Source organism: Peribacillus sp. NPDC056705, assembly GCF_043656335.1.
Window position 1 is genome coordinate 156,365 of the sequence record NZ_JBHTYI010000010.1, and the last position, 13,385, is coordinate 169,749.

Annotated in this window: 8 protein-coding genes and 1 pseudogene; 7 read left to right on the plus strand and 2 right to left on the minus strand. The window is 34.9% G+C overall.

Annotation, left to right across the window (positions count from 1 at the left end):
• Positions 1-907 precede the first annotated feature (907 nt).
• Positions 908-3,331, plus strand: coding sequence for a penicillin acylase family protein (locus ACFRAK_RS15115; protein ID WP_387706772.1), 2,424 nt, complete (start codon positions 908-910; stop codon positions 3,329-3,331).
• Between the two features lie 240 nt (positions 3,332-3,571).
• A pseudogene (locus ACFRAK_RS15120) lies at positions 3,572-4,153 on the plus strand (IS4 family transposase); the annotation flags it as partial.
• 845 nt (positions 4,154-4,998) lie between these two features.
• On the opposite strand, the gene ACFRAK_RS15125 reads toward ACFRAK_RS15120, so the two are convergent.
• A complete protein-coding gene (locus ACFRAK_RS15125; RefSeq protein ID WP_387706774.1) occupies positions 4,999-6,090 on the minus strand; it encodes a carbohydrate kinase in 1,092 nt (363 codons plus the stop codon).
• A 422-nt stretch (positions 6,091-6,512) separates the two neighbouring features.
• Between ACFRAK_RS15125 and ACFRAK_RS15130 the strand changes: the two genes are divergently transcribed.
• The 5 genes from ACFRAK_RS15130 (at position 6,513) to ACFRAK_RS15150 (ending at position 11,877) form a co-directional block, all read left to right on the plus strand.
• Positions 6,513-7,421, plus strand: a complete 909-nt coding sequence (locus tag ACFRAK_RS15130; protein WP_387706786.1) for an EamA family transporter — start codon at positions 6,513-6,515, stop codon at positions 7,419-7,421.
• 153 nt (positions 7,422-7,574) lie between these two features.
• The gene (locus tag ACFRAK_RS15135; RefSeq protein ID WP_387706776.1) at positions 7,575-8,681 is read left to right on the plus strand and encodes a carbohydrate kinase; all 1,107 of its coding nucleotides are present in this window, start codon (positions 7,575-7,577) and stop codon (positions 8,679-8,681) included.
• Positions 8,682-9,611: a pseudouridine-5'-phosphate glycosidase gene (locus ACFRAK_RS15140; protein WP_387706778.1), complete on the plus strand. Its 930-nt coding sequence runs from the start codon at positions 8,682-8,684 to the stop codon at positions 9,609-9,611. It begins immediately after the preceding gene.
• Between the two features lie 128 nt (positions 9,612-9,739).
• A complete protein-coding gene (locus tag ACFRAK_RS15145) occupies positions 9,740-10,921 on the plus strand; it encodes a NupC/NupG family nucleoside CNT transporter (RefSeq protein ID WP_394571999.1) in 1,182 nt (393 codons plus the stop codon).
• A gap of 26 nt (positions 10,922-10,947) precedes the next feature.
• Positions 10,948-11,877 carry a nucleoside hydrolase gene (locus ACFRAK_RS15150; RefSeq protein WP_394572000.1) on the plus strand — a complete coding sequence of 310 codons (930 nt, stop codon included), beginning with the start codon at positions 10,948-10,950 and terminating at the stop codon, positions 11,875-11,877.
• Between the two features lie 186 nt (positions 11,878-12,063).
• Here the strand turns inward: ACFRAK_RS15150 and ACFRAK_RS15155 are convergent, their stop codons facing one another.
• Positions 12,064-13,209: a tyrosine-type recombinase/integrase gene (locus ACFRAK_RS15155; RefSeq protein ID WP_387706784.1), complete on the minus strand. Its 1,146-nt coding sequence runs from the start codon at positions 13,207-13,209 to the stop codon at positions 12,064-12,066.
• Positions 13,210-13,385: the final 176 nt, after the last annotated feature.

Consider the following 13,385-nt stretch of genomic DNA (forward strand, 5'->3'; position numbering starts at 1 on the left):
CCTTTTCCTTTCCTATTTAGAACCACACGAGTAATTTCTTTACTTATCCTTACTGTCCTCCCTCACCCGAGAAGGCAGCCATCCCCGGCTGTCTTTTTCTAATTCTATTGAAAGCAGGTAGAATAAAGAAAAAGAAAACCATCGGCGAAATTACCAATAGCAGATTAAGCTTGGGAATTACGGGAAGTGTGTAACTTGTGAGGTAACTTACATTCTTAATTAAATCTTTTGGTTCGTTATTTCACAGGTACCTTTAAGCGACTCATGGATCGGACATATTCAGACTTTCCTTTAGACGTTTTTTCAATCAGTAATTAAAAAAATCTCAATAATGAGCTATCAGTACATATTTTTTGCTTGTCATAAATGCCTTTGTGCGATGTTATAAAGTTTGATGCAATTTAAACGGCCTATACAGGTGGAAGGTGTCAATACTTATTTTGGGGTAGTGTCACATGCCCATCAAGCTAAACAAACGAATTTCCTTCAAAATGAAAAAACGTTATTCTTTCAGTAAAATACTTGAAGAGGATAGCGTTTTTTCATGGACCTCTCGCCTTCTGAAGAATTACATCTATTCTCACAAGAATTACAACGCTTTCTATATTCCTATTAATCTATTTTGCACCAGAGCCGATTTCAGAAAGATTAGAGATCATTAATGAAACAATATAATGATTTTCGTTTATATTCTGTTATGTTCATCGTACAAATGAATATAGAAATGGAAATAACAATAAAAACCTATCCTAACTAGTAATATATAACTTATATGGGATTTTAACCCGAAAACACATGACTTTATATCGAATATTCATAATATTAAAAAATAAATATTGAGTTAGCATAACAAAAAACATATAATCCACTTTGTAAACGTTTTATATTATGGAGGTGGAAGTTGTACATGTGGTGTAAAGTATTAATCTCATTGTCTTTATTAATTACCTTGATTCTTCCTTATAAGATGGCCCATGCACAAAAGCATGAGCAAGTAGGAGAGGTCAAGGTAATACGCGATCAATATGGTGTCCCTCATTTATATGCTAAAAATAAAAAGGATTTATATAAAGCATATGGGTACGTAATGGCTAAGGACCGTCTTTTTCAGTTGGAAATGTTTCGTAGTGGAAATGAAGGAACTGTTTCAGAGATTTTTGGAGAAGAATATTTATTAAAGGATGAGCAAAGCAGAAGGGATGGTTACAGCAATAAGGAAATTCAGAAGATGATTGAAGGGTTAGATTCCCAGACAAAAGAGTTGATTGATCAATTTGCTAAAGGTATTACGATGTTTATAAAAGAAGCTCTTAAAGACCCAGATGAAAAGCTTTCCAAAGAGTTTCATGACTACAATTTTTCACCACGAGAATGGACCTCAAAAGATGTAATCCGTGTTTATATGGTTTCTATGACTTACTTTATGGATAATCACCAAGAATTAAAAAATGCTGAGATATTTACTAAGTTGGAAAGCAAATATGGAAAAGAACCAGCTATGCAAATGTTTGATGATTTAGTGTGGAAAAATGATCTAGAAGCTCCTACAAGTATCGTAAGTGGAGAGAAATCAGAGGACGATTCAGGTTCTTCTGTCGCTTATCAAACTATTTCGCATAGCGTTGTAAATGCATCAAAAGAAATTGAGAAGCAAAGAGAAAACTTTATCGAATCATCCGAAGAACTTGGCTTACCGCTAAAGATTGGGAGCAATGCAGCGATTGTTGGCTCCAAGAAATCCGAAACTGGTAATGCCCTATTGTTCAGTGGCCCCCAAGTTGGCTTTGTAGCCCCGGGCTTTCTATATGAAGTTGGTTTACATGCTCCAAGTTTTGATATGGAAGGCTCAGGTTTCATTGGTTACCCATTCATCATGTTTGGTGCCAATAAATCTTTTGCTTTAAGTGCTACCGCCGGATATGGGAATGTAACAGATATTTTTGAGGAAAAATTAAACCCTCAAAACCCTTACCAATATCTTTATAACGGTAAATGGAAGGACATGGATAAGAGAACAGAAACTTTTATGGTACGTGACGCTAACGGAGAAAAGAAAAAAGTACACAAGAGATTTTATCGCACTGTACATGGACCTGTCATCAGCATAGACGAAAAAAATAATATTGCGTACAGCAAGTCATTTTCATTCCGAGGTACCGAAGCCCAAAGTGTTGCAGCCTACATGAAAGCTAATTGGGCACAGAATTTAAAGGAATTTGAGAAGGCAGCTAGTGAGTTCACCATGTCGTTAAACTGGTATTATGCTGACAAAAAAGGCAATATTGCATATTACCATGTTGGAAAATATCCAAACAGAAATGATGAAATAGACCAAAGATTACCTACACCAGGAACGGGAGAATATGAATGGGAAGGATTCTTACCTTTTCAAAAAAACCCACATGTTATCAATCCTGAAAACGGATATGTAGTCAATTGGAATAATAAACCTGAGGGTACGTGGACAAATGGGGAACTAAGTATGTATTGGGGGCAAGATAACCGAGTACAGCAATTTATTAATGGGATGGAAACTAGAGATAAAGTGACATTAGAAGATCTGAATGAGATCAACTATACAGCTAGTTTTGCTCAACTACGCACCCATTATTTTAAACCATTATTAATCAAAACATTAGATAAATACAAAGGCGATAACGAGAATTATCAGTATTTGAGAAATCAATTAGATTTGTGGAATAATTTAAAAGAAGATACAAATAAAGATGGATTTTATGATGCGGGTATCGCTACATTCTTTGATGAATGGTGGAAGATACTTCATGATAAACTATTTCAAGAATCTTTGGGAGAAATGTATGGTTTAACAAAGGAAATCACAGACCATCGTTATGGGGCTACACTTGCTTATAAGATTTTAAATGAGGAACAAACAAATTTTGAATGGGTGTACGAAAACCCTGAAAAAATTATTTTAGAGAGTGTGGATGAAGCATTCGATAATTTACTAAAAGAAAAGGGAACAAAAGTGGAAGAATGGCGTTCTCCAATTAAAACAATGACGTTTGGTGGAAAATCGTTGATAGGTATTCCACATAGCATGGGTTCTACAACTCCAATTATCGAAATGAACAGGGGTAGTGAAAATCATTATATAGAAATGACACCTAAAGGACCAGAAGGGTTTAATGTGACACCACCAGGACAAATCGGATTTATTAAAAAAGACGGAACTATTAGTGAACATTACGAAAATCAACTTGAATTATTTGTAAACTGGGAATTTAAGGATTTCTTGTTCTATAAACGAGATATAGAAAAAGCTGCTGCTACTATTAACGAGATAACATTCAGTAAATATAAAAAGTAACTTTTTCGTTTTACAATCAGGTACTTTTATTAAGTAATCCAGAGCCTAATTTCTCTGTGTTATAACCGAGAAATTAGGTTTTTTATATTTAGATTTTCTTAACGTTGTAAATCCGCATTTTCCTGACGCTATCCATGGTAGAACCCCATGCCCATCAGGCTAAGTTTAAACAATACCTTCAAAAGTGAAAAAACGCTATGCTTATCATAAGAAGTTTACGAGAAAGGATGGTGTTTTTTTATGAATCCTATCATCTCCAGTGAACTGACACTTCTTGCAAAAGAATTACAACGTTTTCTATCCCCAATAGTCCTACAAGAAACTGCCAAACAGGTGGGCTTTGTACAACGATCTAGTAAGTATCGATCAAATGGACTTATCGCCCTGTGCGTTTGGCTCAGCCAAGAAGTCGCTAGTCCATCACTTACGCAATTATGTAGTCGTTTGGAGGCTTCCACGGGTGTACTAATAAGCCCAGAAGGGATGAATCAGCGCTTTAATCCAGCAGCTGTGGCATTCCTCCGAGAAGTCTTTACTTCACTCCTAACACAAAATCTCTGTTTAAATCATTCGCTTTCTTCACACAGGATTTCTGCTTTCGAACGTATTCGGATTTTAGACGCGACTGTATTTCAGCTACCTGATTCCTTCGCCAAAAATTATCAAGGCTCTGGAGGGAGTAGTAATACTGCAGGGGTGAAAATCCAATTGGAATACGATTTATTAAGTGGCCAATTTTTAAACGTACAGTTAGGACCAGGAAAAAATAATGATAAAACATACGGTACAATCTGCCTTGAAACTGTAGACAAAGGCGATTTGACGAATTGCTTCAATTAATGGATTAACACCTTGAGATAAATCATACCCTATCATTAATTTTTTAAAGGAATCCAATAAAGAACTCCTTATAATGAAAGTGACTTCAACATCTTCAATGATATGAGTTCTTTATCAATTTCAAGAACAATCCCAACATTTTTGTGAATATCAAACATTGATGCCCTTGAGGAATATTAGCGTGACCTGTAACTAACCTCCAAACAACTAAAAATTTCAAACACATCCAATCGAATGTTCAAATTTTATGTCATCAAGTGTATTTATTAAAGCAGTTTTCATGACTATGATTTATCCAATTTGGTGGACTAGTCTGCCGGGTGTTTTTAGAGGAATATATAGGTAGAGTGACTTCCTATTTCCTATGCTACGGTAGGGTGAGGAAACAGTTGAGTATTTACTATTCTGCTGTGTTCCATAAAAGACGATGATACAAGAAAAAATATGCTTGGTCAAATAGTAGATAAATTCCTTTACTTTTCAATTTTTAAATAAACAGCCTCCAAAAAGAGAAAAATACCTTTATGTCATGAGAAGGGTTCCTTACTTAAGGTGATTTAACAAATCTAATATTACTTGCTCTAACTAATCTGTGTTATCAACAAAAAGGGGGGATGGGGTGAAGAAAAAATTCGTAGTGTCATGCGTATACTTGGTTTAACGCATTCCGTTATTCGTTATTTACACCAAAAAAACGTCTATCCATTGGGTAGACGGTATTCTGGTGTAATGTCATTAAACTGATGGAAGAAACTCGTCTAAAAAGAGCATCTGCTTAAGAAAGGCAGATGCTCTTCGATTTTTAGTAACGAAATGTAGATATTTCTTCATGAAAAAAGCTTTACTAATTCATGAATTTTTTCAGGTTTCAAAAATGTGGATATAGATTCTTCAGTTTGAATGGTAAGGGCGGCACCGGCAAGCCCCAATTGGCAAGCACTCATTAAAGATTCTTCGTTCAGGATACCATAGATTACACATGAAGCAAATGCTTCACCAACACCTGTGACCTCAACAACATCAGTTTTGAAAGGAGGCAAGTGGCCAGATTCCTCAGTAGAGTAATAATATACTCCTTGTTCACCTAGTTTGATAATAACTTTTCGAACGCCACGCTGTGTAATTTTTTCACAGGCTAATTGACAATCCTTAATTGAATCGATTTTTATTTCTGCAAGTATCTCTGCTTCTTCTCGGTTAGGCATTAGCAGTTCTACACCGTCAAGATGAAAGGGAAGCTTACGGGCTTTGGCTGTAGATACAGGGTCAATGTAAAGGGGAATGTTTTCATCTCTGCAGCGCTTAATTAAATAACTGAGACTTTCCTTAGGAATATTCGTATCCAAAAAAACAGCTTGTGAGGAAACAATATAAGACCATCTTTCCTCAAACATAGAGGTTGTTATTTTTTCGTATATTTTCATATCAGCCATGGAGACAATACTTTCACCATTAATATCTATCAAGGTGGTAAAAGTGCCTGTACGTTCTGTTGGTAACATCCATACTTGACTAACATCAACTCCTTGGCTTTTCGTTTCATTCAGTATCCAGTTACCTTCTTTGTCGTCTCCTACACAGGTCATAAGTGAAGTGTTACAGCCGAGTCGACTTAAATTTTCAGCAAAATTGCGTGCAATACCGCCACAAGCTTCAGTAATTTTTACTGGATTGGATGAATATAAACGTACCTCCTGATTTGATCGGGCTTTCCGGTCTGTGTTTGCTCCACCAATGCAGACGACCGATGATTCTTCTTTGAGAATATAGGCGCGTCCTTTTATTTCACCGCGTCTCGTCAGATTAGCAATATAATTGGCAACAGTAGGTCGTGATATACCAACTTTACTTGATAATTCTTGCTGTGAAATGAAAGGATTTATTTTTATGTAATCTAAAATTTGTTTCTCTTTATCCATGGAAGTATCCTCACTAACAATAGTTTAGTCATGCAAACGAATGTTTTATTTTAATTGTAAATAGAGTAATCATTAGAAGTTTACCTTTTGTTTGAGTACAAATGATCGCCGGAATTTCGGCTATTTATTATGACGAAATTGTCTATTTTACCAAATAGTCGTTATTAAACAAGTTAAATAATAGGATGAAACCATAAAATCATTCTTTTGCTCCACCAATTTGCTTACTTTTTAGTATTCTCATTTCTATCGACAAATAAATTATACGCTATCTAAATATTTCAGACAAATGATTGATCAACCTAAAAATTGATTGTAAAAATGTCTATCTTTGATTTATATTGAAGATTATGATTTTTGTAGGTTTTTCAAAAATCATAGTCATAATACAACGAACTCTAGGAGGAAGTAGAATGTTGAAGATGTATCTGTACCCCTTGTTGATAGTTATAGCGGCTAGTAGCTATGGTATAGTTTCTACCATAATAAAACTAGCAATGCGCAGCGGTTTTTCGGTCTCTGAAGCAGTTACAAGTCAATTTTTTTTCGGTTTTTGTATCGCCATCTGTATTTTCTTTCTTACAAACAGAACAAAATTAAGCTTTAATGGAGTTAAAATTCTTATCCTTGCTGGAGTTTTTACAGGATTAACAAATATTTTTTATGGTCTTTCATTGAACTATTTACCTGCGTCTTTGGCTGTTGTACTATTGTTTCAATTTACATGGATAGGCACGTTGATCTCTTGTATTACAAAACGCGAATTTCCTAGTCGAATAGAATTGATCTCTTTAATTATATTGGTTGCAGGGACCATACCAGCAGCGGGTTTGATTGATGTTGATTTATCTCAAATACATTTTCAAGGGTGGTTATGGGGTTTGGCAGCTGCTTTTTGTTATTCCCTATTTTTATTTGTTAATGGCAGGGCAACTACAAATATGAATACCTCTAATCGATTAGTATTGGTTTCATTCTTTGCTTTCATGATGTCAGTTGTTTTTCAGTCTCCAGAGGTTATTTGGAATGGAACGCTGTTTAGCGAAGGTCTTTGGATTTATGGTTTGACATTGGGGTTATTTGGGATGGTTATTCCAGTTTTCTTATTCACTATTGCCGTTCCTAAAGTTGGATTGAGTATGTCATCAATATTGGGTGCTATAGAATTGCCAATCGCGGTAATGGTTTCAGTCATATTGTTAAGTGAAAATGTTACTTCACTACAAATAGTAGGTATTGTAACTATTATTCTCGGGATGAGCCTGCCAACAATCCTTAACAGAAATATATTTTTAATTAAAAAGAACGGTACAACATTAGGCACAAAATAAATTGTATTCATTTATTTGAAATACAAAACACGACAACAAGCTGTCATGTTTAATTAATTTATTATTTAAAAAATAATTGACAATTAAAAATGTAAGCGTATACTAAACGTATGTTTATCAAATAAACAATTGTTTTGGAAGTGGGGTGTGAAAATGGCTAATGTTATGAATGAAAAAGAAGAGTTAATTTTAAATATGATTCGAGAAAATCCATTTATTTCTCAACAGGAATTATCGGAAATTGTCGGTATTTCAAAGTCGTCTATTGCAAATATTATTTCTGGACTAATCAAAAAAGAGTATGTCTTTGGTAAGGCTTATGTTTTAAATGAAATTGCACCTATTGTTTGCATTGGTGGTGCTAACGTAGATAAGAAATTTTATACAAAATATAAAATCACTAATGAAACATCTAATCCAGTAAAATCTTCTAGATCGGTTGGAGGAGTAGCAAGGAATATTGCTGAAAATTTAGGTAGATTAGGTGAGGATGTTACATTAATTTCAGCAAGTGGCCACGATTCGGAATGGAAAGAGATTTATGATCTATCCTCACCTTTTATGAATTTAGAGCATGTCACTCAAAATGAAAATTTGAACACAGGGTCATATACAGCAGTTTTAGATATGAACGGGGATTTATCAATTGCGTTAGCAGACATGGACGTTTTTGATAATATTACTCCTGAATTGTTGATTAAAAACAGTAATATTCTTAGAAGAGCCAAATGTATCGTAGTGGATTTAAATTGTCCAAGTGAAACAATTGATTTTCTTTGTTTTTTCACATCTAAACATAATATTCCATTAGTCATTATTCCTGTTTCATCTCCAAAAATGAATAGACTTCCTAAAACATTGAATGCAGTGACTTGGCTGATTGTAAACAAAGATGAAACCGAAACTTTTATGGATATTAAAATCAATGATGAAGAGGATTGGGGAAATTCAGTTAAAGAGTGGTTAAGTTTAGGAGTCAAAAATGTGATTGTAACGAATGGATCAAAAGGTGTAATGACAGGTAGTGAAAATGGTGAGATGCATTATTTTCCTGCAATAGAAACACCTATGGTTGTTGATGTTACAGGTGCTGGAGATTCATTTTGTTCAGGAGTTATTTATTCCTGGCTACAAAAAAAGGAGATTGATTACATAATAAGGGCTGGCTTAGTCAATTCTCATAAAACAATTATGTCGAAGTATACAGTTAGACAAGAATTATCTAAAAAACAACTAATGTTAGATATGGAGGCAATTTAAATGAAAAATTATATTGAATTATCTGCAGAGGTACAACAAGCAAAAGAGGTAGGAAAACCAATCGTTGCATTAGAATCTACTATTATTTCTCATGGAATGCCATATCCTCAAAACGTAAAAATGGCACGTGAAGTTGAACAAATTGTTCGTGATAACGGTGCTGTTCCAGCAACAATTGCTATCATTGATGGAAAAATTAAAATTGGTTTAACAAATGATGAATTAGAATTATTCGGTAAAAGTTCTGATGTTGCTAAGGTATCAAGACGTGATTTAGCTCAAATTATCGCTACAAAGCAACTAGGAGCAACAACTGTTGCTACAACGATGATCTGCGCCGAGTTAGCAGACATCAAAATCTTTGTAACAGGTGGTATTGGCGGTGTTCATAAAGGAGCAGAAACTACCATGGATATCTCAGCTGACCTTGAAGAATTAGCTCAAACTAATGTAGCTGTAATTTGTGCAGGTGCTAAATCAATCCTAGATTTATCTCTTACACTAGAATACCTTGAAACTAAAGGTGTGCCTGTAATTGGATATGAAACGGAGTGTCTACCAGCATTCTACACAAGAAATAGTGAATATCAATTAAACTTCTCTACTGAATCCATCGATGAAATTGCTGAAACCTTGAAGACGAAATGGGAATTAAATCTTAATGGTGGAGCAGTTATCGCTAATCCGATTCCTGAAAGATTTGCTATGGAAGAAGATTATATCAATGGAATAATTGATCAAGCAATTAAACAAGCAGAAGAAAACCATATTATTGGTAAGGATAGTACGCCATTCTTGCTCGGGAAAATCAAAGAATTAACCAATGGTAAAAGCCTTGATGCCAATATAGAATTAGTAAAACATAATGCTAAAGTAGGAGCCGAAATAGCGGTTAGTTTCAATAACAAAACCAAATTAATACTAAATTGAGTTCGGAATTAGCATAAACTCAACTTCTATAAAGTTATTTGTCTTAGAATATAGTTAACAACTAGACTTTATAGAAGTATTTTTTTAAGGATATGTAACCGTTTCCATTTTAGAAGGAGAGCCTGAATATGAATTTTATCTTCTTAATAACAGGAATTTTATTTGTTTTTGTAGTTGCTTTTTTAGTAAGTAATAATAGAAAACAAATACAATATAAACGTATTCTGATTATGATAGCTGTGCAAATCATATTAGTCTACTTCATGATGAATACTAGTATAGGTCTAATTGCGATTACCAAAGTAGGAGTGTTTTTTGAAAAATTAATGGCGATTGCTGATTCAGGCATTCAATTTGTATTCGGTGGAATGGTGAACGAAGGTGCAATAACGTTTTTCTTTGTGGCATTATTACCTCTGGTTTTCATGTCAGTTTTAATAGGAATACTTAATTATATAAAGGTATTACCATTCGTTATCAAATATATCGGTTTGGTATTAAGTAAAGTAACAGGAATGGGAAAACTAGAAAGCTATTTTGCCGTATCTACAGCTGCGCTTGGACAACCAGAAGTGTTCTTAACCATTATCAAGCAAATACCACTCTTATCTCCAAAAAGACTTTACACAATTTGTACATCGGCTATGAGTGCAGTAAGTATGGCGATGGTTGGGGCGTATATGACCATGTTAGAGCCAAAATATGTTGTAACTGCTGTTGTATTGAATATTTTCAGTGCACTAATAGTTGCTAATATTATTAACCCATATGATTTAGACGATAATGAGGATCTAATTCAAGTTGAAGAAAATGAAAGAGTTCCTTTCTTCCAAATGGTTGGAGAAAGTGTAATGGATGGATTTAAAATTGTTATTATTGTTGCTGCAATGCTATTAGGGTTTATTTCCTTAATGGAATTGATTAATGTGATTTTTCTAGGTGTATTTCATATTTCTTTCCAAACAGTTATTGGCTATATTTTTGCACCAATCGCTTTTTTAATAGGGGTTCCTTGGGCTGAAGCTGTACAAGCAGGTGGAATTATGGCGACAAAACTAGTTACGAATGAATTTGTTGCAATGTTGAGCTTTGGTGAAATTTCAAACCAACTTTCCGATAAAACAATTGCTATTGTTTCAGTGTATTTAGTTAGTTTTGCAAATTTTGGAACAGTGGGTATTGTTTCAGGTTCCATCAAATCAATTAGTGAAAAACAAGGGAGCTATGTCGCAAAATTTTCATTGAAATTATTGCTAGGTGCAACATTAGCATCTGTAATTTCAGCGACAATTATGGGTATTGTAATGTGAATTTTTATAAATTGGGGTGAAATATGATGAATAAAAGAAAAATAATTATGGATTGTGATCCAGGACACGATGACGCAATTGCAATTATTTTAGCTGCTGCACAACCTGAATTGGAGATTTTAGGGATTACGACAGTATCCGGGAATGCAGAAATTGAAAAAACAACTAAGAATGCATTAAAAACTTGTGAGTTGGTTTCATTAACGGATGTTGTTGTTTCAAAAGGGGCAAGCGAGCCACTGATTAGATTACGTGAAACTGCACCTGGTATCCATGGTGATTCAGGTTTGGATGGCCCAGAATTGCCCGATCCATCTCGTAGCTGGAGTGAGGAGCATGGAGCGGATACAATTTTAAGACTGATAAAAGAGTCCATTGAGCCTGTAACAATTCTTCCAACTGGACCACTAACAAATATTGCGATAGCTTTATCGAAAGCACCAGAAATTAAGGATCATATTGAAGAGATAATTCTAATGGGTGGAGGAACATTTGGTAATTGGACCCCAACTGCTGAATTTAATATTTGGGCTGATCCAGAAGCTGCAAAAAAAGTATTTGATAGTGGTATTCCAATAGCAGTGATGGGACTAGATATAACACACCAAGCCTTAGCAACACAAGAAGTTATCGATCAAGTGAACAAAATTGATAACAATGTTGCTAAGGTAGTTGGTGAATTATTAGTGTTTTTTGCATCGACCTACAAAGAGATGTTCGATTTTGATGGTGCACCGGTCCATGATGCATTAACTGTCGCATATTGCATTGCACCAGAATTGTTTGAGATGAAAGATGTTAATATTACAGTGGAAACTAAAGGGGAGTTTACCACAGGAACAACGTTAATCGATCTACATGGGGTTACTGGTAGAAAAGTTAATGCTAAGTTTGGATTAGAACTTGATGTAGAAGGGTTTTGGGACCTAATGATTGAAGCACTTAAAAAATACTAGCTCAAACAAGGTAACTTTATTTAAATTCGTTTTGAACCAAAGCTATGGAATCACCAAAAGGCCCCCAACCTTGGCGGCCTTTTGTAATTATGATTCTTTATTTTTGTAGATTTGAGTTGAAGTTGAAAAAATCCCTCGCCAATAAGATTCAGCAAAAATTCCTCTGGATATGACGAGTTTCTTCTATTATATATACTCTCCAAACACATCTGATTTCCACAAATGAATCGCATGACGTTCTTTTTCAAATACCTTCTCCAAATAAATTTCTGTTGTGGATAATTGTTCATGGCCCAGACTCTTCATAATCTGATAGACATCCACTCCATTTAAATGAGAAATGATGGCAAAGGCATGCCTGAAAGTATGAGGACCAATGGAAGAAGAACGAAACTTCAAAAAAGGCAATTCACTCTCCTTAATGGCTTTTGTGATGTATTGAGACAAATATGAGGGAGAGTAGGCACGGCCGGTATTGGTCGTAAAGAGCGGGTCTTCTCCTTCTGCTGCATCTATATCGTCGATTCCTCTCGCTGAACGGAACATGCGAATGCTATTCATTCCTTTTTCTTTCAGTGGGATTTGCCTTCTTTTATTTCCTTTCCCTAGTACCTCTAAAAAATACGTGCTGGTAATGGAATCGTATTGAAGATCCTTGACTCGGAGTTGTGTAAACTCTTCATTACGCATGCCTGTCATCGTCAGGATATGAATGATCGAAAAAACGATGGGGTGGTGGACTTCCCTGAAGTAATCAAGTAGCTGAATGACTTCCTTCGGTCCCAAATCACGGTTCGGCCGATCATCTTTTCGGATATTGACCTTAAAGAAACCTTCATGAATGGGCTCCTTGATATAGCCTGATTCGAAAAGGAATTTCAAAAAGGTTTTAATGATGGTTGTCTTTCTGGATAAGGTGGCAACGGAATACGCTCCTTTTGTTAAGACATAAGGGCTTTTTTCTGATAACCATTCCTGATACCTTCGAATGTGTCGGGTAGATAGCGATTTAAAGAGGGAACCCTCTACAACTTTTTCCAAGTCTACATTGATTTCCATTGAATAAGTAAGCAGTTGTTCGATAAATTGGATGAGTTCTCGCTCATAGGCTTGAACGGTTCGAGCAGATTTTTCGTGTTGCTGGTTTAAATGTTCTCGCCGATGTAGAAACCACTGTAGCATGTCTGCATCATTAAAATCTGAAAAAGGATCTTGCCCATCTTTTTCTGCTGTATCTAATCGTTCTTGTATTGTGTGAATCGAAATGTCTGAAAGACTTTTTTTCCATGCACTACTCTGAAGCCCTCTCGTTTTTTCTATCAGTTCATGCATACCTGTATCCCTCACTTTTATATTTCAACTATTAATAAGATAACGTATATATGTAGTACAACCCTTTTAATAAATACTACTTACATTATAACAAACTCTAAAAGTTTAATAATTAAGGAAGACCTAAATAAATCCTCCATTTATTTAGGTTGTTCATAATTAGAACATAATTAGAT

Bases quoted from the DNA above. Each gene is read 5' to 3' on its own strand.
- ACFRAK_RS15115 (WP_387706772.1), top strand. From the start codon at position 908: ATGTGGTGTAAAGTATTAATCTCATTGTCTTTATTAATTACCTTGATT.
- ACFRAK_RS15125 (WP_387706774.1), bottom strand. From the start codon at position 6,090: ATGGATAAAGAGAAACAAATTTTAGATTACATAAAAATAAATCCTTTC.
- ACFRAK_RS15130 (WP_387706786.1), top strand. From the start codon at position 6,513: ATGTATCTGTACCCCTTGTTGATAGTTATAGCGGCTAGTAGCTATGGT.
- ACFRAK_RS15135 (WP_387706776.1), top strand. From the start codon at position 7,575: ATGGCTAATGTTATGAATGAAAAAGAAGAGTTAATTTTAAATATGATT.
- ACFRAK_RS15140 (WP_387706778.1), top strand. From the start codon at position 8,682: ATGAAAAATTATATTGAATTATCTGCAGAGGTACAACAAGCAAAAGAG.
- ACFRAK_RS15145 (WP_394571999.1), top strand. From the start codon at position 9,740: ATGAATTTTATCTTCTTAATAACAGGAATTTTATTTGTTTTTGTAGTT.
- ACFRAK_RS15150 (WP_394572000.1), top strand. From the start codon at position 10,948: ATGAATAAAAGAAAAATAATTATGGATTGTGATCCAGGACACGATGAC.
- ACFRAK_RS15155 (WP_387706784.1), bottom strand. From the start codon at position 13,209: ATGCATGAACTGATAGAAAAAACGAGAGGGCTTCAGAGTAGTGCATGG.